The sequence below is a fragment of the Nocardia sp. NPDC059228 genome (assembly GCF_042754245.1).
Classification (GTDB): domain Bacteria; phylum Actinomycetota; class Actinomycetes; order Mycobacteriales; family Mycobacteriaceae; genus Nocardia.
The window spans coordinates 78,263-100,944 of the sequence record NZ_JBHZAL010000017.1; the positions used below are offsets into that span (position 1 = coordinate 78,263).

Annotated in this window: 19 protein-coding genes and 1 pseudogene; 9 read left to right on the top strand and 11 right to left on the bottom strand. The window is 67.3% G+C overall.

Going from position 1 to position 22,682, the window contains the following annotated elements; all coding sequences use genetic code 11:
- Window positions 1-1,442: 1,442 nt before the first annotated feature.
- Entirely contained in the window at window positions 1,443-4,742 is a 3,300-nt protein-coding gene (locus tag ACFXKA_RS24880) for an arabinosyltransferase domain-containing protein (protein WP_379429093.1), read from the top strand.
- 116 nt (window positions 4,743-4,858) lie between these two features.
- Here ACFXKA_RS24880 and ACFXKA_RS24885 read toward each other — a convergent pair whose 3' ends face one another.
- The 3 genes from ACFXKA_RS24885 to ACFXKA_RS24895 form a co-directional block, all read right to left on the bottom strand.
- Entirely contained in the window at window positions 4,859-5,320 is a 462-nt protein-coding gene (locus ACFXKA_RS24885) for a VOC family protein (protein WP_354842964.1), read from the bottom strand.
- A 121-nt stretch (window positions 5,321-5,441) separates the two neighbouring features.
- Window positions 5,442-6,155 carry a hypothetical protein gene (locus ACFXKA_RS24890; protein ID WP_379429094.1) on the bottom strand — a complete coding sequence of 238 codons (714 nt, stop codon included), beginning with the start codon at window positions 6,153-6,155 and terminating at the stop codon, window positions 5,442-5,444.
- Complete coding sequence (locus ACFXKA_RS24895; protein WP_379429095.1) at window positions 6,143-7,150, bottom strand: hypothetical protein; 1,008 nt, start codon at window positions 7,148-7,150, stop codon at window positions 6,143-6,145. The genes ACFXKA_RS24890 and ACFXKA_RS24895 overlap by 13 nt, the downstream gene beginning before the upstream one ends.
- Window positions 7,151-7,254: 104 nt before the next feature.
- Here ACFXKA_RS24895 and lspA point away from each other — a divergent pair, with 104 nt between their 5' ends.
- From lspA to ACFXKA_RS24915, 4 genes are all read left to right on the top strand, one after another.
- The gene (gene lspA / locus ACFXKA_RS24900) at window positions 7,255-7,872 is read left to right on the top strand and encodes a signal peptidase II (RefSeq protein WP_379429096.1); all 618 of its coding nucleotides are present in this window, start codon (window positions 7,255-7,257) and stop codon (window positions 7,870-7,872) included.
- Window positions 7,869-8,795, top strand: coding sequence for an RluA family pseudouridine synthase (locus ACFXKA_RS24905; protein ID WP_354842953.1), 927 nt, complete (start codon window positions 7,869-7,871; stop codon window positions 8,793-8,795). Before lspA ends, ACFXKA_RS24905 begins: the two co-directional genes overlap by 4 nt.
- Before the next feature lie 13 nt (window positions 8,796-8,808).
- Window positions 8,809-9,471 (top strand): hypothetical protein, encoded by a 663-nt coding sequence (locus ACFXKA_RS24910; RefSeq protein WP_379429097.1) that lies wholly within the window; start codon window positions 8,809-8,811, stop codon window positions 9,469-9,471.
- A gap of 189 nt (window positions 9,472-9,660) precedes the next feature.
- Window positions 9,661-10,344 (top strand): GAP family protein, encoded by a 684-nt coding sequence (locus ACFXKA_RS24915; protein WP_379429098.1) that lies wholly within the window; start codon window positions 9,661-9,663, stop codon window positions 10,342-10,344.
- On the opposite strand, the gene ACFXKA_RS24920 is transcribed toward ACFXKA_RS24915, so the two are convergent.
- The 3 genes from ACFXKA_RS24920 to ACFXKA_RS24930 all read right to left on the bottom strand — a co-directional run bounded on the left by ACFXKA_RS24920 (window position 10,341) and on the right by ACFXKA_RS24930 (window position 13,630).
- Window positions 10,341-11,129: an inositol monophosphatase family protein gene (locus ACFXKA_RS24920; protein WP_379429099.1), complete on the bottom strand. Its 789-nt coding sequence runs from the start codon at window positions 11,127-11,129 to the stop codon at window positions 10,341-10,343. The genes ACFXKA_RS24915 and ACFXKA_RS24920 overlap by 4 nt on opposite strands.
- A 486-nt stretch (window positions 11,130-11,615) precedes the next feature.
- Complete coding sequence (locus tag ACFXKA_RS24925) at window positions 11,616-12,944, bottom strand: cytochrome P450 (RefSeq protein WP_379429100.1); 1,329 nt, start codon at window positions 12,942-12,944, stop codon at window positions 11,616-11,618.
- A gap of 443 nt (window positions 12,945-13,387) precedes the next feature.
- Complete coding sequence (locus ACFXKA_RS24930; RefSeq protein ID WP_379429101.1) at window positions 13,388-13,630, bottom strand: hypothetical protein; 243 nt, start codon at window positions 13,628-13,630, stop codon at window positions 13,388-13,390.
- Between the two features lie 114 nt (window positions 13,631-13,744).
- Here ACFXKA_RS24930 and ACFXKA_RS24935 point away from each other — a divergent pair, with 114 nt between their 5' ends.
- The 3 genes and pseudogenes from ACFXKA_RS24935 to ACFXKA_RS24945 all read left to right on the top strand — a co-directional run.
- Window positions 13,745-14,263, top strand: a complete 519-nt coding sequence (locus tag ACFXKA_RS24935; RefSeq protein WP_379429102.1) for a DUF222 domain-containing protein — start codon at window positions 13,745-13,747, stop codon at window positions 14,261-14,263.
- Entirely contained in the window at window positions 14,229-15,197 is a 969-nt protein-coding gene (locus ACFXKA_RS24940; RefSeq protein WP_379429148.1) for a DUF222 domain-containing protein, read from the top strand. The genes ACFXKA_RS24935 and ACFXKA_RS24940 overlap by 35 nt, the downstream gene beginning before the upstream one ends.
- A 183-nt stretch (window positions 15,198-15,380) precedes the next feature.
- Window positions 15,381-16,011 (top strand): annotated as a pseudogene (locus ACFXKA_RS24945) (transposase); the annotation flags it as partial.
- A 3-nt stretch (window positions 16,012-16,014) separates the two neighbouring features.
- Here the strand turns inward: ACFXKA_RS24945 and ACFXKA_RS24950 are convergent.
- From ACFXKA_RS24950 to ACFXKA_RS24960, 3 genes are all read right to left on the bottom strand, one after another.
- Window positions 16,015-16,338, bottom strand: coding sequence for a hypothetical protein (locus tag ACFXKA_RS24950; RefSeq protein ID WP_379429103.1), 324 nt, complete (start codon window positions 16,336-16,338; stop codon window positions 16,015-16,017).
- Window positions 16,339-16,695: 357 nt separating this feature from the next.
- A complete protein-coding gene (locus tag ACFXKA_RS24955) occupies window positions 16,696-17,217 on the bottom strand; it encodes a pyridoxamine 5'-phosphate oxidase family protein (RefSeq protein ID WP_379429104.1) in 522 nt (173 codons plus the stop codon).
- 69 nt (window positions 17,218-17,286) lie between these two features.
- Complete coding sequence (locus ACFXKA_RS24960) at window positions 17,287-18,072, bottom strand: acyl-[acyl-carrier-protein] thioesterase (RefSeq protein ID WP_379429105.1); 786 nt, start codon at window positions 18,070-18,072, stop codon at window positions 17,287-17,289.
- 192 nt (window positions 18,073-18,264) lie between these two features.
- On the opposite strand from ACFXKA_RS24960, the gene ACFXKA_RS24965 reads away from it, so the two are divergent.
- Window positions 18,265-19,176 (top strand): ADP-ribosylglycohydrolase family protein, encoded by a 912-nt coding sequence (locus ACFXKA_RS24965; RefSeq protein WP_379429106.1) that lies wholly within the window; start codon window positions 18,265-18,267, stop codon window positions 19,174-19,176.
- A 5-nt stretch (window positions 19,177-19,181) separates the two neighbouring features.
- Here the strand turns inward: ACFXKA_RS24965 and ACFXKA_RS24970 are convergent, their stop codons facing one another.
- Both ACFXKA_RS24970 and ACFXKA_RS24975 read right to left on the bottom strand, forming a co-directional pair.
- Window positions 19,182-20,009 carry a PhzF family phenazine biosynthesis protein gene (locus ACFXKA_RS24970; RefSeq protein ID WP_379429107.1) on the bottom strand — a complete coding sequence of 276 codons (828 nt, stop codon included), beginning with the start codon at window positions 20,007-20,009 and terminating at the stop codon, window positions 19,182-19,184.
- A 184-nt stretch (window positions 20,010-20,193) separates the two neighbouring features.
- Window positions 20,194-22,629 (bottom strand): cation-translocating P-type ATPase, encoded by a 2,436-nt coding sequence (locus tag ACFXKA_RS24975; protein ID WP_354842928.1) that lies wholly within the window; start codon window positions 22,627-22,629, stop codon window positions 20,194-20,196.
- Window positions 22,630-22,682 lie beyond the last annotated feature (53 nt).

Sequence of the window (22,682 nt, forward strand, 5' to 3'; positions counted from 1 at the left end):
GATCCGCGCTTGGCGTGGCGTCTGCCTGCTGAAGGCGAGGGCTCGGTCCCAGCGCCGAGCAGTCCTGTGCGGGGTCAGGATCCGAGACTGACATGGAGGTTGCCTGAGGAAGGCGAAGGCTCGACGCCGGAGCCGCAGCGGCAAAGGCCGGTTGAGGACCCCAGGTTGACTTGGCGGTTGCCTGAGGAAGGTGAGGGCTCGGCTCCGGAGTCCGGCGGTCCTGTGCGGGGTCAGATCCGCGCTTGGCGTGGCGTCTGCCTGCTGAAGGCGAGGGCTCGGTCCCAGCGCCGAGCAGTCCTGTGCGGGGTCAGGATCCGAGACTGACATGGGGGTTGGCTGAGGAAGGTGAGGGTTCGACGCCGGAGTCCGGTGCTTGTGACCCGGGGCAGGATCCGCGTTTGACGTGGCGGGTGTCTCCGGGAAGTGAGGATCCGACCGTTGAGCTGCCGCGGCCGCCTCACGATGACGATGTGCCGGATACGACGTCGCTGATTCCTTATACGCCGCGGTACTTCTCGATTCCGCCGATTCCGGAGTACACCGCGCCCGCGCCTCCGCCCGAGAGCGTGTGGGAACCCGAGCAACCGCCGAAGCCGGCCCCGCCGCCGCACCCCGGGCCCGAGCCGAAGCCACCCCACCCGCCGACCCCGGTCCCGCCGTATGGGCCGGGACATGCGTACACCCACGAGCCGGGGTAAGGGCATGGCCACGGACCTGGAAATAGCCATAGGCCCGGGGACAGCGGTCAAAGACACAACCCCGGCCAGGGGGTAAGGGCACGGATACCTGGCCAAGGCAAGGGCCGCGGTCATGGTGGTGGCCCAGGGCACAGTCATGAGCGGGGCAAGGACATAAAGATGGCCACCGGCCGGGGAACGGCAAGTTATGGACATGATCCCGGCCATGGGCCATGGGCCATGGGCACGATGTTGTCGAGGCGATGGCCCCGATCATGGCAATGGCGCAGGGCACGGTCATGAGCAAGGGCCGGGGCCAGGACGTGGGTCGGAGCCCAGTCATAGGTCGGGCCCTGGTCCTGGTCAATAGGCCCGAGAGCCGAGCTCGAGGTCACAATCCCCCCGGGCCTGGATCCCGGGACATCGGACCGTGGCTCGGCTCCGGGGCCGGACGGCGCCTCGGATGGGGGCTATGGCTCGGCTCCGGCCCGGAGGGGCCTCAGAATCTGTTCTGGTGGCAGGCAGCGGCTCGGCATGGATCCCTGGGTACGTGGTCGCGGTGGATGCTGGGTAGGTGGTCGTGCCGGGACTGCGGGCGGGGGCGATGGCGAGGTCGGGATCGGGCTGGAAATGTGAGGTGTCACACAGTAAGTGGTGCGGGAGCATGGATATTCGACCGGGTGGGGTGGTGTCCCGGGGGTTTGGGGGGTCGATCGTGGAGAGGGGGGAGCGGGGGAAGATGAGTTCCGCTTAGGATCGGCGGTCGTGACCGACGTGTTGGAGAAGGCGGGGCAGGATGCCGCCGGGAGTGCTGGTGCTGAACCCGAGAGAAGGATTCGAGGGGGCTGGGCGCGGCCGACCGCTCTGATCGCCGGTGTGATCGCGGTGCTGGCGGCGCTGGCGGTGCCGTTCCTGCCCGTCCGGGTGGACCACACGACTTTGACTTGGCCGCAGGGGAATTCGGCGCAGAGCATCGAGGCTCCGCTGGTGACCTACGCGCCGTTGAACTTCGACGCCACCATTCCGTGTTCGGCTGTGACGCAGCTGGGTTCGAAGGGCGGCACGCTCGCCGCCACCGCGCCCAATGGTGCGCCGGACCTCGAGAAGTACGGCTTCGTGGCCCGGGTCACAGCGGCATCCACCACCGATGGTGTGACCACGCCGGGCAAACTGGAAGCGATCCTGCATCACAAGACGCTGATGAGCGTGCCCGTCGACCAGCTCGGCGCGGGTTGCGTGCTCACCGTGCACTCGGATTTCACCTCCTCCACCGCGACCCTGAGCGGATCCACGGCCGCCCCGGTCACCCTGAACGGTGACTACCGGCCGCAGCTGGTCGGCATCTTCAGCGACCTGACCGTTTCCGACGGCGCCAAGGTCAGCGCGCAGGTGGACAGCCGCTTCACCTCGACGCCGAGCACGATCAAGCGGATCGCCATCTGGACCGCCGTCCTCGGCACCCTCGTCGCCCTGTTCGCGCTGTTCCGCCTGGACCGCCTCGACGGCCGTCGCGCACGCCGCTTCCTGCCGCAGCACTGGTGGACCTTCAAGCCCGTCGACGCCGTGGTGCTGGGCATCCTCATCCTCTGGCATTTCATCGGCGCGACCACCTCCGACGACGGCTACCAGTACGGCATGGGCCGGGCCTCGATTCACGCCGGGTACATGGCCAACTACTTCGGCTACTTCGGTGTCCCTGAAACCCCGGTCGGCACTCCGTATTACGACCTCATCGGCCACATGGCGCAGGTCAGTCCGGCCAGCGTGTGGATGCGCCTGCCCGCCCTGCTGGCCGGCATCGTGATCTGGCTGGTGCTCAGCCGCGAGGTGATCCCCCGCCTGGGCGCGCGGATCCGCCGCGACCGCGTCGCGGTGTGGACCGGCGCGCTGGGTTTCCTGGCCGTCTGGCTGCCGTACAACAACGGCCTGCGCCCGGAACCGCTGGTGGCGCTGGGTGTCCTGCTCACCTGGGTCTCGGTGGAGCGGGCGATCGCGACGGGCCGGCTGCTGCCCTACGGCGTGGCCATCATGATCGGCGCGTTCACCTGCACCGTCGGCCCGTCCGGCATCATCTGTTTCGCGCCGCTGCTGGCCGGGATCCGGCCGGCCTGGCGGATCCTCAACAAGCACGCGACCGTGCTCGGCAAGCCGACCGCCCCCGGCGCGAGCGCCTTCGCCATCCTGAAGGCCCGTTTCGGCGCCTATCTGACCCTCGCCGCCCCGCTGGCGGCGGCCGGTGCGGTGGTGCTGGCGATCATGTTCTGCGATCAGCCGTTGTCGTCGATGTTCGAGATGAGCCGGGTGCACACCGCGGTCGGCCCGGATGTGCACTGGGACGGCGAATACATTCGCTACCAATACCTTTTCATGCCCACCATCGATGGTTCGCTGGCGCGGCGCTTCGGCATGTTCGCGTTCTGGATCGGCCTGCTGGTGTGCGCATTCGTGTTGCTGCGCAAGGGCGGCCGGATCCCGTTCACCGCGCCGGGCCCGGTGCGCCGGGTGCTCGGCACCGGTGTGGGCGTCATCGCGCTGATGATGTTCACCCCTACCAAGTGGACCCACCACAACGGCATCTATGCCGGATTGGCCGGAGTCATCGCGGTTTTGACCGCGGTGGCGGTCGGCCCGCGGGTGATGCGCTCCCCGCGTAACCGGGCGTTGTTCGCTGCGGTGATCGCGTTCGCGCTCGCGGTCGCGTTCTCCAGCATCAATGGCTGGTGGTACGTCTCGAACTGGAATGTGCCCTGGCACGACAAGCCGGTGGTGCTGGCCGGGATCGAGGTCGACAAGATCTTCCTGGCGCTCACGGTGGCGCTGCTCGCCCTGGCCGGCTGGTTCCATGTGCGCGCGCCGGAACAGCCCGGCCCGCACCGGATCTCGAAGCTGGGCTGGCGCTTCGTGGCGATTCCGCCGCTGACGGTGGCGGCCGCGTTCATGGTGCTGTTCGAGGTGGGCTCGCTCGCCAAGGGCGCGGTCGCGCAGTATCCGGCGTACTCGCTGGCGCGCTCGAATGTGGATGCGGTGCTGGGCAAGCCATGCGGCCTGGCCCGCGACGTGCTGGTCGAGACGGACCCGAACCAGGGCATGCTGAAGCCGCTCGAGGGCGATGCACTCGGTACTTTCACCGCGGACGCGGTCGGCTTCTCGCCCAGAGGCGTGTCCACCGACCTGCGTCCCGACGATGACGTCGACACCGGCGGCAGCGTCTCCAGTGCAGTCAGCAACCGCGGCAGCACTACCGTGGACGGAACCACTACCGCGCCACTGCCTTTCGGGCTCGCCGCCGATACCCCGGTGCTGGGCAGTTACAACAGCTCCGAGGCGGTCTCCACCCTGACCACTGGCTGGTATGCCCTGCCCGGGCAGGGGGATCGTTCCGGCATCATCGCGATGACGGCCGCCGGGCGGATTCGCTCGGTGAGCAAGGACGGCATCGTGACGCCGGGCCAATCGGTCGAGATCGAGTACGGTGTCGCCGGCGCTGAGGGTTCGGTCGAACCGCAGGGGCGCGTCACGCCGATCGATATCGGCCCCGCGCCGACCTGGCGCAATCTGCGGGTGCCGCTGAGCGATATTCCGGCGCAGGCCACCGCGATTCGCGTGGTGGCCGAGGACCGTGACAGCGATCCCAAGCAGTGGGTGGCGCTCACTCCGCCGCGCATCCCGCAGACGGTGACGCTGGAGAACTATGTCGGCCGGGACAAGCCGGTGCTGCTGGATTGGGAAGTGGGCCTGCAGTTCCCGTGCCAGCGGCCGTTCGATCACCTCGACGGGATCGCCGAGGTGCCCGACTACCGCATCATGCCCGACCGCGGCGGCGCGGCCATGACCACGCTGTGGCAGAGCCATGACGGCGGCGGCGCCCTGGGCTGGAGCTCGATGCTGCTGCGCCCGGTCACCCTGGCGACCTACCTCGACCACGACCCGCGCATGGATTGGGGTGAGCTGCAGCGGCTCGAGCGGATCGATGGCTCCGCACAGACCGCCAAGCCCGTGGTGACCACGGACCCGCACAGCGGTCTCTGGAATCCCGGCCCGATCAACGTGACCGGCTGGCAGTGATCACCGTGGCCGGGCGGCAACAGCCGCCCGGCCGGCGACCGCGATCCGCCCCGTTTCCTTGCCGAAACGGGTGCGGAGGCGTTTTCAGACCGTGCTATCGGACCGCAGGGCGGGCCTCAGCCCTGCATCTCGGCCATCCGCTTGGCCATCTCCTCCGGCTCGACATCCTCGACGTGCAGGGCGAGGGTCCAGCGGTGACCCCACGGATCCTCGATGCCCGAGGTGCGGTCACCGTAGAACTGGTCGGCTGGCGGCTGTAGCTCCTGAGCCCCGCCCGACAGGGCCACGGCGTGGGCGGCGTCGACATCGTCGACGTAGACGTACAGATTGACCGGCGTGCCGCCGACCGCCTTGGGGTCCAGGAACCCCATGGACGGCGCCGGGTCGCTGAGCATGATCACCGAAGAGCCGAACTGCATTTCGCAGTGTGCGACCGTGCCGTCGGGCCCGGGCATGCGGAAACGTTCGTCGGCGCCGAAAACACGTTTGTAGAAGTCGATCGCCTGCGCGGCGCCATTGCAGGCGAGCGAGGGGCAGACGGTCGGGTAGCCCTCGGGAATGGGTTTGACATCGGACATCGAAAACCTCCGTTCGAGGTTGTTGCCGGACGCGTCGAGCTTATGCCCCGGTCCCGACAAGAATTACTCGAATTTCCGAATGATCACCCGAATTGCCGCATATGCGGGAAAAGTTCCGTGACTACGGACCCGCAGCCCCCTGCAGCTTGCGCACCTGCGCTGCGGTCATGGCGCTGAGCTGCTGTGGATCGGGTTCCTTCGCATCCGAGTAGGCGATCTGCACCACCGTCGAACCGACCAGCGTGATGCTCACATCGGTGTACAGCGTGAGCCCATCGCTGGTGGTGCGCACCTGGAATGCGGTCGAGCCGTCACCGGCCTGCGGCTGATTCAAACCGCCCAGCCGGAATTCCACTTTCGTATTGTCGGCATCCTTACCGGAGTACTTGGTGCAGCCCGGCAGAATGGACTGGACGGTGGAAAAAGCCTGCGCCGCTCCGCCATTCGCATACGACGCCGCATCGATATCCACACTGGCGAAATTCGGCCCGCCGAACTGGGCCGCGGCCTGCGCCGCCGACCCCGGAGCCTGAACGGCCATGGCGGCCAGCACATTCGCGCACGGCGCCGGATCGGTCTTGGCGCCCGCCCCGCCGGAACTCCCGGGCGGCGGATCGTCGAGCGCGGTGAACCCCGCGGGCATCACCGATACGTCGAGCAGCTCCGAACGCAGCGTGAACTGGTCGAGAACCGGTGCGCCCCCCGGCGTTCCGGACGGTTGCACCGCCGGCCCCAGACTCGGCAGCGCGGGCGCGGAATCCTTGTGGCTGCCGCAGGCGGTGGCGGCCAGCGCCAGGACCCCCGCCAGCAGCGCGAGCCGCGTCAGGCGCCCCACTGCACCTCCGTGCGCAGGGTCTGCCGCAGCGTCACCGAGCTGCGCGGGTCGCGGTAGGTCTGGTTGCCGCCCACCTCGACCGAACCGGAAACCGGTAGCGGCAGACCGAGATCCACCGTGATGGTGCCGGTGCCCTGCATGAGGTAGTCGACGATCTCCAGCTGGCCCGCCTCGTTGGGCAGATGCCACACAGTGGATTTCGGCGTCTGCACCACATTCAGTTCGATGGTGAGCTGGTTGCCCTCCCGGGAGGTGAGGGTGCAGGTGGTCACCTGCTCGAGCGGCACGCTGCCGGAAACCTGTTGCCGCACCGTCCACACCGCGCCCACGCCGACGGCGTCGGGCGGGAACGCGATGGACTGGTACACGGCCTGATAGAACGCCTGCTCCAGCGCGGCCCGCGCGGAGTCGGAGGTGGCGGGCTTGGCCGCCAGCTTGAGCGCGGTGATCGCCCCCAGGTCACTGACGTCGAAGCCGACGCGGGAACCGTCCGCGGGCAGCAGCGCCTTGGCCAGGGTCGGGTCGGGGGAGGTGACATTGCCGACGGTCAGTTCCACCCCATCGGTGCCGGACTCCGCGGTGAGCGGAATGGTCATCGCGGGCGGGGAGATGTCACGCAGCGCCTGCTGATTGATCTGCTGCTCGATGTGATGTTCGGTACTCAGCGTGACCTGCTGGGTGGCGCCTGCCTCGAGGGTGCGGCGCAGCGGCGAGCGGGGTTCGGCGCCCGGCTCGACAACGGTGGCGGTCACGGCCTCGATGGGCATGGTGACCTCTTTGTTGATGCCCACCGGTTCGGTGCCGTCGGCCTCGGCCGTGGTCTCCGTGCGATCGCTGCAGCCGACGCCGAAGGCGGTCAGGGTCACCGCGAGAACCAGGAGCAGGACCCCCGAGCGCGTGGTGCGCGTGCCCGCGCCTCGCCGCGGCGGGCGCGGGGTGCCGGAACAGCGTGCGGTGGCTTTCGCCGAGCTGGGGGAGGAAGACAACACCGTCACGTCGAACAGGTTACGGCGCGTTCCTGAAAAACAGCTGGGATCCTGTGGGGCCGTGGTTTCGGGGTGTTCAGAGGCGCCCGACATGAATAAGGAATGATGTCAGGGTGAGTACCGATCGGCCGCGCGAATCCGGCGCAGAGGAACCAGACACATCGCCAGGGGAGATCAGCCCCGCGGCCGATGCCGGGACTTCCCCCGCGCGGCCGTTGCGTCTGCCCGTGCTCCTGCTCATCGCGGTGGTGCTGCTGGGCCTGGATCTGCTGACCAAGACCATCGTGGTCGCGACCATGACGCCCGGTAAGCCGATCTATCTCATCGGCGACAGCGTGCGCCTGACCCTGGTCCGCAATCCGGGCGCCGCGTTCTCCATGGCCACCGGCATGACCTGGCTGCTGACCCTGGTCGCCGCGGCCGTGGTGATCGGTGTCATACGCATCGGCCGGACCCTGCGCTCGCTGCCGTGGGCCATCGGCCTGGGCATGGTGCTGGGCGGCGCGCTCGGCAATCTCATCGACCGTCTGTTCCGCGCGCCCGGCCCGCTGCAGGGTCATGTGGTGGATTTCGTGGCGGTCGGCTGGTGGCCGGTGTTCAATATGGCCGATTCGTCGATCGTGTGCGGGGCCATTCTGCTGGTGGCGCTGACGGTGTTCGGTTTCGAACCCGACGGCACCCGCATGCATCGGCAGCAGGCGGCGTCGAGCACGGAGGGGAAGGCGGCATGAGGGAGACCCGCAGCATGCCGGTGCCCGACGGGCTGGACGGTATGAGAGTCGATGCCGGGCTGTCGCGTCTGCTCGGGCTGTCGCGCACCGCGGTGGCCTCGATGGCCGAGGACGGCGGCGTCCAGCTGGACGGCGTCTCGGCCGGCAAGTCGGACCGGCTGACCGCAGGGGCCTGGCTGGAGGTCGAATTCCCGGAGCCCAAGCGGGAACTCACGGTGGAGGCGACCCCGGTGGAGGGGATGAAGATCCTCTACGCCGATGACGACATCGTGGCCGTCGACAAGCCCGTGGGGGTGGCGGCGCACACGGGTGTCGGCTGGACCGGCCCGACCGTGGTGGGCGGCCTGGCGGCCATGGGTTACCGCATCTCGACCTCGGGAGCCCATGAGCGGCAGGGCATCGTGCACCGGCTGGATGTCGGCACCTCGGGTGTGATGGTGGTCGCACAGTCCGAGCATGCCTACACCCAGCTCAAGCGGGCGTTCAAGTACCGGACCGTGGAGAAGCGGTATCACGCGCTGGTGCAGGGTCATCCGGATCCGAGCAGTGGCACCATCGACGCGCCCATCGGACGCGCGCGTGGCAACGACTGGAAGTTCGCGGTCACCGCGGACGGCCGCCCGTCGATCACCCATTACGACACCGTCGAGGCCTTCCAGTCGGCGAGCCTGCTCGACATCCACTTGGAAACCGGTCGCACCCACCAGATTCGCGTGCACTTCTCGGCGGTGCGGCATCCCTGCTGCGGCGACCTCACCTACGGCGCGGACCCGCGTCTGGCCGAGCGGCTGGGGCTGGAACGGCAGTGGCTGCATGCGCGCCAGCTGGGCTTCAACCATCCCGCCGACGGCCGCTGGATCGAGATCACCAGCGAGTACCCCGCCGATCTGGAACACGCCCTCGACGTCCTGCGCGCGCACTGATCCGGGGTCTCGAGTGGATGCGCTGACGCCGCGCCGCGCCGGGATCGGTGTGGCCGCAGTGCTTTTCGCGATCCTGATCGTGGTACTGGGGTGGGCGATCCCGCCCCGGTCGGCGATCATCTCCACCGACCGGCTGGGGCCGGAGAGCGGTGAGCCGGTGACGCACTACCTGGAGCGGGCTCAGAAGTCGTTGCAGGGCACCGACTCCGACGGGCACTGGGCGTTGCTCTCGTTCACCGAGGGTGTCACCGCCGACCGCATCCCGGAATTCAGTGGCGGCCTGCGGATCTCGGAGATCGACTATCACGTGGCCGTCGACCGGGTGGCGACGCCGATCATCTCCATCGGTGTCCCCGCGGGCGACGCCGTGGCCGTGGCGTCGGTGAAATCCGCTGCCGCCCAGATGGAGTCGACGCCCACCTACGACGACCGCTCCACCCGGGTGAAGAACCTCGTGGCGAGCCGCTTGGGTGCCGACTGCCCGTGCGTCGTCGCCATCGTTCTGCAGGGCACACTGGCGCAACTCCGCACCCTGGCCGCGCACCCGGGAGTTCGCGCCGTCGAGGCACTCCCCGCCGACGCATCCGCCGCCGTCTTCGCGGTATCCCCGCTCCTGCCCGAACAACTCGAATCCGCCAGTCCGCCCCTGGACGATGGGCCGGTTCCCGACAACTGACCTCGGTCAGCGCCCGGTCCTCGATGACCAGCCGAGGCCGAGGAGCTTCGTTCGGACCTTCTCGAGGCGGGCCGAAGGGTCATCCGACGGCGGGATGATCGGCGCGCTGCGAGTTGTCGCAAAGGGCGGTGACATCCCGCCGCTCGTGAGGAGGTGCCAGGGATTGGGTCCCGTATGTTCGGTGGGGTCATGGTGATCTTTCTGCTGGCGCTCGCGGGCTTCGCCTTCCTGGACTCGCTCGATGTCCTGCTGGTCGGCGTCACGACCGCGGTGGTCTATGACAGTCGGTTGAGCCGTCGCTCGCCGCTGCCCGGTGCGCTGAGCTTCCTCGCCGGAGTGTTCGCCGTCACAACCGTTTTCGGCATCACCTTCGTGCTCGGTCTCCGATTCCTCACCGACCTGGTCAGTTTCGACATCACCCCGACGGTTCGCTACTGGGCCGAGTTGGGTGTCGGCCTGGTGCTGCTGGCGCTCGGGAGCCTGCGCATGTCCAAGCAGGGTGGGGCGGCAGTGCCCGCGTGGGCATTGGAGGCCCGGCGTAGGCCCTTGCTGCTGGGATTCGTGGGCGTCGCCATCGGACTGGGGCAGGCGCCCACCGCGGTTCCGTATCTGGCGGCACTGGCCATGATCTCGGCGCGGGATCCGCATCCGCCGATGTGGCCGCTGATCATCATCGGATACTGCGTGATCGCGCTCCTGCCGCCGCTGCTGGTTCTGGTCACCTCGACCCTCGAATCGTCCCGGGCCCGGCGCTTCTATCGCGGATTGGTCCGCGGGCTGAAACGCTTCGGCCCCCGGTCGGTTCGCATCCTGCTGCTACTGGCCGGTGCGGCGCTGGTCGCCGACGCTCTCGTGCACCATGCCTCGCTCTAGCGGGTCCCGGCGATGATGTCGAGCAACCGGCCGTGGGTGACGGGGTCGGCGGCGGCCAGCAGGCCGTGCGGTGGAGTGTGGAGGGATTGCCCGGTAAGGCCGGTGACCGTGCAACCGGCCGCCCGGCACACAGCGATGCCGGCGGTGAAGTGGACGTCGTCGCGGAGATCGCGGTCCACGAGGTAGGCGGCGCGACGGCCCGCTGCCACCCAGGCCAGGGCCAGTGAGGTGGACAGAACGCGGGGATAGAACGCGGCAGTGAAGGACTCGTCGGCCATGAGCCGGCCAGCGGAGAACCAGTCCGTGTAGGGCGACGGGTTGTCGGCGTCGATTTCGACCAGCCGGCTCGCGGATAGAGGGAGCAGAGGGTGGTCGTTGCCGTCGCGGCGAACGGCGGCCGTGGTCCCGTCGGTCCAGAAGATCTCCCCGGAGAAGGGATCCGCCACTGCGGCCGCCGTAACGGTCTCCCCGGCGCGCAGCGCGATATTCACCGCGACAAGCGGCGTCCCCGCAGCGAAATTCCGTGTGCCGCACAGCGGATCGATCAACCAGGTGCGGTCCGAACGGTCCCCGGTGGTGCCGGACTCCTCGGCAAGGAAACGATCGCCGGGACAGGCGGCCCGGAGGATATCGAGAATGGTCCGCTCGGCGGCAAGATCAGCCTGGGTGGCGAAGTCATCATCCTCTTTGTCATAGCGGGTGACAGGACCACGGAACTGATCCCGGATCACACCGGACGCGGCCTCCGCGGCTCGAATGGCAAGGGCGACATCGGATTCCTCCATACCTGGCACCTTACTGGGGCTGAGTTGGAATTGGTTCGACGTATGAAAACTGTTGTATAACAACCAAATTCGACTTCCTTTGCAGTCTCGGTCGCGGTAAAATCAGCACGTGGATTCGAAGGTGGAACACTCGGCACGTGCGGCATCGCCGACCTGGCGACCGCCGTCGAGACCCCGTCCTACACGGCAACCTCACCCCGTTCTCCGACGCTGATGTCGTCGAGTTGATGCAGCGCCTGGAAATCCGCAAACGCCAACCGTTGGCGCTGGATTCACGCCTGATCATCGAGGCTGCGATCGCTCCTTGCCTGGAACCAGCGGTGCCGGGACCTGATGCCGTTCCTGCGCCAGACGCCGCCGATCAGTAGCAGTTCGTCGCGGCGAGGGCCGGTACTGCGACCGGAGGCCTCGAGAGTTGCCCGGAACGTCTGCGCCAGCCCCACGCCGCGGCCTATACCGTCTTGATTACTCCCCGAATATCGCTGTCTATTTCAGGAATACCGGCAGGTGATCGTGCCCGTTGGCGATGAAACCGGGTACCGTGCCGAGTTCGTCGGGGGAGACGGCGAGTTTCATGTGCGGGAACCGCTGGAAGAGTGTGGGAAGGGCCACCTGCGCCTCGAGCCGTGCCAGCGGTGCGCCCGGGCAGCGGTGGGCGCCGTACCCGAACGCCATGTGGTCTTTGTTCGTCCGGTACGGGTCGAACTTGTCCGCGCGGTCGCCGTAGATCTTGGGGTCCCGGTTGGCGCCCGCGGGGCACGAGAGTATTGGATCGCCTTCGGTGATCGTGACGTCGCCGAGGATGAAATCGGTCACCGCGTAGCGCAGCGGGGCGTGCGCGATCGATGGCTCGAACCGCAGCGCTTCCTCGATCACATCCGCCCAGGGCAGACTGCCGGCGAGCGCAGCAGCCAGGTGGTCAGGGTTGGTGAGCAACAGGTATATCGACTGGTCGATCAGGTCCACCGTCGTCTCGTGCCCGGCGTTGATCGTCAAATAGAGTGTCCCGACGAGTTCCTCGACGCTGAAATCCTTTGCGGGATCGTCCGCGTGGGCGATGAGGGTGCTGGTCATGTCCTCCGCGGGATTCTCGCGACGATACGCGACGAGTTCCTGCAGGAGCCCGATCATCGTCAGGTAGTTGGCTACGGCTTGCTCTTCGCTCAATGCGATGTCGAAGATGCCGTCCACGCATTTACGCAGTGGCCCGATCAGGTGCTCGGGAACCCCCACCAGCTCGTTGATCACACGCAGAGGCAGCGGGTAAGCGAAATGCTCGCGGATGTCGACAGGGTCGTGCTGCGGCGCGGCATCCAGACCCGTCACCAGTTCATCGGCGATCGCCTGGATGCGTGGCTCGAGTGCTGCGGTGCGCCTGTCGGTGAACGCCGGTGCCACGAACTTGCGGAGCCGACGGTGTTCTGCGCCGTAAGCGGTGAACATCGAACGCGTATTCACCCAGTTGAGGAGCGGGAAGTCCTTGCCGATCTCGCCGTTCCGGAACGCCGGCCAGTGCTGGCGTGGGTCCTTGGAAACCTCTGAGCTGGAGAGAATCTCCTTGAGCATGGCCGCGTCGGTCACCGACCAGGCGGGCACTCCGCCCGGGAGCACGACCTTGGTGATCGGTCCCCGCTCGCGGATGCGGGCGATCTCACCCTGAATATCGGGACCTTCGGGATCGATGACGATGGGGTCGGTGTGGTTGTCCATGGCGAACTCCATTCTGACCGTAGACCGGCAGGCGGAGGCTTGTGTCGAGCCCCCTCGACCTCTGAGGTCCTGACAACCGCAACTGCCAATACCGTTGTATATCAATCATTTTCGACAAAGTTGCGGCGTATCAACACTCGCTTTGCCTAGCGTCGGCCGCCTCGGGGAAAGCAGGCCAGTGTCGGCGGGCATCCTTGGATCCGCATGGATCGAGCAGCAGTGTGCGTAGTAACTCCTGGCTGGTGACCGACCAGGCCTGAACTCCGCCGGGCAGCTCGGCCAGGGTGCCGGGCCGCGGTCGTTGATCCGCTTCCGCTGCCACCCGAACCAGGGCCGGTGAGGTGGATAGAACGCGGGGATAGCAGGCGGCCGTGAAGGTTTCGTCGGCCATCAGCCGGCCAGCGAGAACCAGCCCGTGTAGGGCGACAGGTTGTCGGCGTCGATTTCGACCAGGCGGCTCGCGGATTGGGGAGCAGGGCGGAGCCCGATTTTCACCGTGACAAGCGCTGCTCCCGCAGCGAAATTCCTTGTGCCGCACAGTGGATTGATCAACTAGGCGCGGTTCGAGGCGGTCCCCGGTGGGTGCCTGACTCTCCGGCGAGGAAACGGCCGCCGGGACGGGCGGCCAGAAGAATATCGAGAATGGTCAGCCCGGCGGCGAGATCAGCCTGGGTGACGAAGTCCTCATCCTCTTTGTCATAGCGGGTAGCTAGGTCACGGAACTGATCCCGCATTACTCCGGACGCGGCTTCCGTAGCTCGAACGGCAAGGGCGACATCGAGTTTCTCCACGCCCGCCCTCGTACCCTGTTAGGCTCGAATTTGAAACAGTTCGATATCTGAAAATTATTGTGTCACACTTTAATTCGGCTTCACTGGCGATCATGCGAGCGGTAGAATTAGCACATGGATTCGAAAGGGGAAACAGTCGACACGTGCGGCATCGCCGACCTGGCAGCCGCCGTGCAATCCCTGTCGAATTCCGTCCTCCACGGCAACCTCACCCCGTTCTCCGACGCTGATGTCGTGGAGCTGATGCAGCGCCTGGAAACCTGCAAACGTCAACTGTCGGCGCCGGATTCACGCCTGATCATCGAGGCCTGCAATCGTTCGCTGCCCGAAGGCAGCGGGGCGAAGGATGTGGTGCCGTTCCTGCGGCAGACCTTGGGCCTGTCGAGGTACGACGCGTCGGTGCGGGTGAAGATCGCCCGCCAGTGCGGGGAATTCTTCGAACCCACCGGACACCTGCGCCCGGCGACGTTGGAGAAGGCCACCGAAGCTTTTGAGGCAGGCGATATCTCGCGTGATCATGTCCGCAACATCATCGACGTCATGAACCACCTGCCCGCCGATATCCCCCGCCGAGACGCGCGCGGAAGCCGAGGACATCCTGGTCGGCCACTCCCGCGTCGGCTGGCCCGATGATCTGCCCAAGATCGGCCGTGACATCCTCGCCCGCGTCGACCCCGACGGCAAGGTCGTCTCCGACACCGACCGCCGTCGCCGTCGCGGTCTGATCCTGGGACGTCCCGGAGTGGACGGCATGTCGTGGATCGAGGGCTGGATCACTCCCGAGCTGCGTGCCCTGCTCGCTGCGGTGTTCGCGAAGCTGGCGCGTCCGGGCATGTGCAACATCGACGACGCCAAAAGCGTCGCTGCCACGGTCAAGGTCGTCGATTCCAAGGTGTTGGAGGCGGCCGCGCGTCGTGACCGTCGCGATGCCGGTCAGCGCACCCACGACGCCCTGTTCGCACTCCTGCAGCCCGGAATCGACCCCGCCAAGCTCGGCTCCCACCGTGGCCTGCCGGTGCAGGCCATCCTGACCATGTCGGTCGCTGACCTGGAGCGTGGGGCCGGGGTCGCGACCACTGCTTCCGGTGGCCATGTCTCGATCGACGAGGCGTTGAAGCTGGCCGAGGGCACCCGCCCGGTACTGGCGGTCCTCGACGCCGACGGGCTGCCGCTGTACCTGGGCCGCTGCCAACGCCTGGCCACCCCCGCCCAACGGTTGGCGTTGATCGCCCGCGACAGGGGATGCACCCGCCCCGGATGCGATGCACCCGCGAGTATGTGCGCGGTCCACCATGTCACCGACTGGGCCAAGGACGGACCCACCGACCTGACCAATCTGACCCTGGTCTGCGATCACTGCCATGCACTGGTGAACGACAGTCCCGAGGGTTGGAGAACCGTTGTCATGGGCAAGGATTCCCCGTATCGGGGCCGGACCGGGTGGATTGCTCCGAAACGTCTTGACCCCACCGGCACGGCGCGGGTGAACGATAGACATCACGTGGGGCAGCAGGTCGCGGCTGCGATCGATTCCAGTTGCCGGAGGTGGGGTGCACGGGCGGCGTGATTCCCGGCTGCTCGTGTGCTGCTGGCGTGCGCAGGGCACGGGGAGGTGTGGGTGAACGATCGGCATCACGTGGGGCAGTGGGTCGCCTCTGCGATCGATTCCAGTTGTTGGAGGTGGGGTGCGCGGGTGGCGTGATTCCCGGCTGCTCGTGTCCTGCTGGTGTGCGCAGTGACGGGCAAGTGTGCCCCGAAGGGCATCCGTGCCGCAGGAAAACGCGAACTCACCGCCGTCGCAATCAAGCATGCACCCAGCATGGGTGCCCGACTGGTCGAGGTGATCCTGGCCGCGCTGCCCACGCGGCCAGTCGCCGCCCGGGCAGTGAGGCCGCCGAGGTTGTGAGACTCGCCGATTCACTGAAATCGGTTTTGGTGCAATGACAACTCATCGCGACCGACATCGAGAGGATGCTCGATGCGCACCCTCTCGCCAAGGTCCCAGCCTCGATGCTCGGCGTCGGAGTCAGGACCCGAGCCCGCACTCTGCTCGAACTCGGCGACGGCACGGCGTTCTCCATCGCCGGCGATCTGGCCGCCTACGCCGGCATCGCCCCGGTCGCCCACCGCTCCGGCAGATCCATCCGCGGTGAACATCCCGCCCGCTCCGGCAATCACAAACTCAAACGCACGCTGTTCCTGTCAGCGTTTGCCGCCCTGCACGACCCAGTCAGCCGCGCCTACCAGGACCGCAAACGCGTCGGAGGCAAAATGCACAACGCCGCCCTCGTCTGCCTAGCCCATCGCCGTTGCGACGTTCTCTATCCGTACTCAAAGCCAGACGGCCCTACCGCAACCCCGCAGCTGCCACACCAGCGGCCGGATCAGGCGTCCGGATCCTTTGCACTGCGGGCGTTGGGCGACGCGCCGCGCTGCCACCAATCGATGGGGTCGCCGTCATCAGCCATGCGCTGAATCAAGTGCGCGGTCGATTCCATCTGCGTGCCGGACAGGGCGCAGAACGACCACAACTGCCGGGCCGCCCGATGGAACTGATGGATCACCGCGTCGACCTCGAACGCATCCCGCTCACCAGTCCGAAAACGGTCCACCGCCCGGCCGACATGCTCGATCAGCACACCGAGCTGCGCCTCGTGATACGCAGCCACCATGCGGCGGGCAGCTTGCCGTTCAGCCTTCGTCGACACCCAAATCACGCTACCGACAACCAGCTTCGTCCAACACCCTCACCAGCCAGAACGCCCGACCCGCGACTTGACAACGAACATGGGACACCCCCTCTTTTTCCTGCATCTTTTCGAGTCAGGACGACCGTCGCGGGTTCACCCACATCATTACTGCGTTTTGTCTTTTGGCTCTTTGTCTTTCGGGTTTGTGGGTGCGGGACGGTCACGTCCGGAGGAGTCGGACGTCACTGCTGAGCGTCAAAATGTCCGAATTCAGTGTTGGCCCGCGGTCGGGACCGGCGGTCTGGGTGAAGGGGTGGGGCTACGCGATGGGGCGGATTGTCGAATCCTGGGCTCGCCCTTGCGGGTTGATGGCGGTCAGTGGGCGAAGTGCCAGCGGGTGGCGCCGTGGGGGTCGGTCAGGGCCACGCCTACTGCGGTGTGGATGGTGAGGCGGTAGAGGTGCCAGGGGGCGGGTCCGGCGCTCTGGGCGCTGTAGGGTGCGGTGATCGCGTCGCCGGATCGTTCTGCGGGCCAGCCGCCGGCGCGGTAGACGGCGGTGACGCGATCGAGTTCGGCGGGGTCGATGATCCGGTGCGCTGCCCCGGACAGTACGAGATCGACGTCCGGGAATCGGATGGACAGTGTGCAGAACGGGTTGGTGGCCAGGTTGCGTGACTTCTTGCTGGCGGGCCCGCTGGTGAAGTAGATGTGGCCGTCGGCTTCGATGCCGCCGATCCCTGCTGAGCTCGGCTTGCCGGATGGGCTGACGGTGCCGAGGAATTGGGGGGTCTCGGGCAGCCCGATCCATGCGTCGATCGCCTTCTGGACGCGGTCCCAGGGCAGCTCGGCCTTGCCATAGATGTTCAGGTCCTCTGCCGATACCGGATCTGCGAGCATCGTTCCTCCTCGGTGGGCTGATACGAGTCGAGACGGGCCGAGACCGTCGCAATCATCGGCCCGGGGCGATCAGGATGCGACGGGGCGGAGTTGGGCGATGGCCCGGGTGCCATGGTCGACGGAGAACCAGAGGGTGAGGGCGTCCGGCGTGCGGGCGGTATGGATGTCCAAGGTTTCGCCGTAGCGGATGGGCTTGTTGTATTCGAGGATGAAACGGTGCGGTCTCCGGACGAGATCCGTTGCGTCGGCGGTGAATTCGTGGACAGCGTGCCAGTAGGCCGTGTTGGTGATGTGCTGAAAGTGGTCGGTGTCGGTGCGGCGCAGGGGGAAACGGGTGGCGGGCGTGGGCGGCTGGGGTTCGTCGAGCCATTGCCGCCAGCGCAGCCGGTGCTCGTCGGTGGTGGTGCTCATGAGCTCGAAGAATTCGTCGGCCACCCGGGACGGGCTCATCGTCTCCTTATTCATGTGGATCCAGAAGCCTTCGGTTTCGATCAGGCCGCCGGTGTCGGAGTCGATACGGACCCGCATGGTGCACCAGCGTGGGGAGATGCCCGAGCACCAGCGGCGGATGCGCAGCTGGGTGGGCCAGGTGATGGGGCGGAGTACATCGATGACGGTGCGGCGCACGATCCAGTGCGGATGCGATTCGAGGGCTCCGATGTGGGCGAGGTGGTCGACGCCGGCGTCCTGGAGGTGGCGGGCGGTGCCGTCGATGCGCAGGTACTGGTTCTCGTCCATGTCGACGGTGCCCAGTCGGCGGGTGACGTCGAAGATGTGGCCGGAGTCGGGAACGGGGACGAGTGGCGTGGCCGACGGGTGTGCCGCGGTCACAGTGGGATCGGCGACCTGGTTCATCGGCAGAACCTCCATCCGAGTAACGGAGCGGGAGTGCACGGAACAACTGCGGCGGCGACGCTGCACGGGAGTGTCCCCGAGCCTAGTGCAGAACCCGTAAAGACGGCGGCTGCCCGGTTCGGCGTGCCCACGCGGTGGGTAACGTCGTGATAGATCGATGTGGACGCATCGGAGCGGAAGAGGCGAGCGCACATGGAATTGACGCCGGAACAGGCCGACCGAGCCGCCGGGGTACTGCTGGGGACCGCGGCCGGAGACGCGCTGGGGGCGGGCTACGAGTTCACCGTGCCCGGTCCGGACGCCGAGATCCGAATGCGGGGCGGTGGCGCGTTCGGGTGGGCGCCGGGTGAGTGGACCGACGACACGGCCATGGCGGTCGCGGTGGCGCGGGCGGCCGCGCGGGTGGGGGACCTCTGCAGCCCGGAGGGGCTGGACGCGGTCGCGGCCGAATTCGTCGTGTGGTGGGACTCCGGACCCAAGGACATCGGCAACCAGACCCGTGAGGTGCTGCAGTGGCGTGACCGGACCGGGCGCGCCATGCAGATGCGCGCCCACGATCTGACCGGCCTGACGGCGGGCAATGGTTCGCTCATGCGGACCGCCCCGGTCGCGCTCGCCTATCTCGACGATGCCGAGAAGTGCGGCAAGGCAGCCAAACTCGTCAGTTCACTGACCCACTACGACATGCAGGCCATGCAGGCGTGCAAGCTCTGGACCCTGGCCATCCGCCACGCCATCCTGTTCGGCACCTATGACGGCCTGCGTGAGGCGCTGTCCCAGGTGGACACCGGCTTCTGGGAACCGTTGCTGGACAAGGCCGAAACCGGCAGCCCCGTCGACTTCCCCAAGAACGGCTGGGTGGTGCACGCCCTGCAGACAGCCTGGTGGGCCATTACACACGCCGAAACCCTGTCCGCCGCGCTGGAACTCGCGGTGCGCGCGGGCGGCGACACCGACACCACGGCGGCCATCGCGGGCGGTCTGCTCGGCGCCCGCTGGGGCGCGTCGGCCGTCCCCGCCGAATGGCTGGAGCTGCTGCACGGCTACCCGGGCTACCGCACCACGGACCTGAACGCCCTCACCCGGCAGGTCACCGAGCGCTGAATTGCTCAGTCCGGCAGGCGGACTACTCCATCGAGGTAGCGGCGGCAGCGGCCGGTGAGGCGCACCCGGTCGCCGGTGAGGGCGCAGCGCAGAGCCCCGCCGCGCCGGGACAGCTGGCGGGCGGTGAGGATGGTGCGCCCGAGTTCGCGACTCCACAGCGGGGTGAGCTGGGCGTGCGCCGACCCGGTGACCGGATCCTCGGGAATGCCCTGGCCGGGCGCGAAGACCCGGGACACGAAGTCGACGTCGTCGCCGGTCGCGGTGAGAATGGCGGCGCGGTTCAATTCGGGAAAGGCCGAGAAGTTCGGACGGGATTCGCGCACTTCGTGTTCGGCGGTGACGACCAGCACCACGTCGGTCCCCTCGAACGCGCGCAGCGGCCGCACCCCCAGCGCCTGCGCCAGCTGATGCGGAAGTTCGTCGTGCACATCGATTTCCACCGATGACACCGATGGCAGGTCGAGCACCAGATCGTCCCGGTCCCGATCCACCCGCAACCACCCGCTGCGCGTATAGAAGTGGACCCGATCCGCCCCCGGATGCATGTCGTCCAGGATCTGCGCGGCCGCGGCCATGGTGGCATGCCCGCACAGGTCCACCTCCACCGTCGGCGTGAACCACCGCAGATGGAAGGCGGGCGAGTTGTCCGGCGGCGCACCCGCTTCCGCCGGCAGCACCGAGGTGTAGAAGGCCGTCTCGGCGAGGTTGTTCTCCTCGGCCAGCCGCTGCAGCAGTTCGTCCGGCAGCCAGGACAGCAGCGGCATGACCGCGGCGGGATTGCCCGAGAACGGCGCGTCGGCGAATGCGTCGAGCTGATGCAGCAAGACCTCCATGGCGCTCAAGGTACCTGCGAATTCAATTACTGCCCAGGACGGCACCACTCACGGCGAGCCAAACCATGCAACAATTCGACCATCACCGCAGGTCCAGGCCGCTGACACGCTCCACATGCGCTCGCGCTGAACATGATTCGAGCCGGGGTACGCGACACGGCCCCGGCTCGAAACGGCTTGTGGATCAGGCGTCTTCGTCCGCCGGTACCGGCGTGTGGGGCGATTCGCCGAGGTACTTGGCGCTGAGCCACCACGCAACCTCGACCAGGACGATGCCGATTCCGCCGCACACGATGGCCAACGTCGTCAGCGCGATGTTGGACGGGTCCAGTTTGAAGAAGTGGCGGGTGAACGGCACCGCGAACAGGATCAGGTATCCGGCGATGGAACCCGCCACCAGCAGGATCTTCCACCAGTTCCACGGGCGGGCGACGATGGCCAGCACCCACACCGCGATGATCAGCAGCGTGATCAGGGCGGTGGTGCCGGCCTGGATCTTCGCGGTCTCGCTGACGTCGGGCCCCTTGTAGGCGATCAGGTACGAGATGAAGGTCATCACGCCGATCACGACACCCGACGGGACCGCCAATCGCATGACGCGGCCGACGAATCCGGTGCGGGCGCGCTCGTTGTTGGGGGCCAGCGAGAGGATGAAGGCCGGGATGCCGATGGTGAACCAGGCGGCGATCGTCACGTGGCGGGGCAGGAACGGGTAGCCGATGGCCTTGTAGCTGAAGATCTGCGACCCGATGCCCGCGATGCCGACCAGGAACGCCAGCACCACCGAGTAGACGGTCTTGGTGAGGAACAGGTTGGAGACCCGCTCGATATTGCCGATCACCCGGCGGCCCTCGCCCACGACGTAGGGCAGGGTCGCGAACTTGTTGTCCAGCAGCACGATCTGCGCCACCGCGCGGGTGGCCGGGCTGCCCGAGCCCATGGCGACGCCGATATCGGCGTCCTTGAGGGCGAGGACGTCGTTGACGCCGTCGCCGGTCATGGCGACGGTGTGGCCGCGCGACTGCAGGGCACCGACCATGGCGCGCTTCTGATCCGGCCGGACGCGGCCGAACACGGTCTTGTGCTCCAGCACGTCCGCCAGCTCGTTCTGATCGGTCGGAAGCGTGCGGGCATCGACCGGGTCGTTGCCCCCGGGCAACCCCAGCGACGACGCCACCGCGCCGACCGACACCGCATTGTCGCCGGAAATGACCTTGGCCGAAACATGCTGGGAGGCGAAGTATTCCAGCGTCCCCTTGGCGTCGGGGCGCACCTTCTGCTCGAGCACCACCAGCGCGGCCGGGGTGACCTGCCCGGGCGCGTCGGGCGCGTCCACCGGCCGATCGCTGCGGGCCAGCAGCAGGACGCGCAGCCCCTTGGCCCCGATGTCCTGTGCGGTGTCGGCGATCTCGGAGTCCGGGTCCAGCAGCACGTCCGGCGCACCCATCAGCCAGTTGCCGTGCTCGCCGTAGGACATGCCGCTCCACTTCTTGGCGGAGGAGAACGGCGCGACTCCGGTGGAGTCCCAGCCGGGCGCGCCCGGCAGTGCTTCCTTGATGGCCTGCACGCTGGCATTGGGCCGCGGGTCGTCGGCGGCCAGCGCGGCGAGTACCTCGCGCAGTGTCGCCTCCGGAATGTCGTTCACCGGACGGACTTCCGCGAGCCGCATGCCGTTCTCGGTGAGGGTGCCGGTCTTGTCCGCACACACCACGTCCACCCGGGCCAGCCCCTCGATGGCGGGCAGCTCCTGCACCAGGCACTTGCGCGCACCGAGCCGGACCACGCCGACCGCGAAGGCGATGGAGGTCATCAGTACCAGGCCCTCGGGCACCATGGGCACCAGCGCGGCCACCATGCCGTTGACGGCGGGTCGCCAGGATTCCTTGGAGGAGAACAGCTGGTTGTAGATGGACAGCAGGCCCGCCGGAATCAGCAGGTAGGTAATGACTTTCAGGATGGTGTCGATGCCGCTGCGCAGCTCCGACTTGACCAGCGTGAACTTGCTGGCCTCGTCGGCGAGCTTGGCGGCGTAGGCGTCCTTGCCGACCTTGGTGGCCCGGTAGGCGCCGCTGCCCGACACCACGAAGCTGCCCGACATGATATGCGCGCCAAGGGTTTTGTCGATGGGGTCGGCCTCACCGGTGAGCAGTGACTCGTCGACCTCGAGCAGTTCGGTCTCGATCACCTCGCCGTCGACGACGATCTGGTCGCCGGGACCGAGTTCGATGATGTCGTCGAGCACGATCTCCTGCGGCACGACGGCGCCGGCGATGCCCTCGCGGCGTACCACGGGCTTGGCCTGCCCGACGATGGCCAGCTTGTCGAGGGTGTTCTTGGCCCGGAGCTCCTGGATGATGCCGACCGCGCTGTTGGCGATGATCAGCAGCCCGAACATGCCGTCGATGAGCGAACCGGTGGCCAGCACCAGGATGAAGAGCACACCGAGGATCGCATTGATCCGGGTGAACACATTCGCCTTGACGATGTCCTTGACGGACCGGCTGGCCCGCTCCGGCACGTCGTTGGTCAGTCCGTCCCGCCGCCGCTGCTCCACCTCGGCGGAGGTGAGCCCCAGCGCGGGTGGGCTGGGTGGACTAGCTGCCTGCGCAGTAATCGACATGCCCTCCACAGTAAAGGGCGATCAAAGAAACTCGCCCGTAGCTGCCCGTCGCG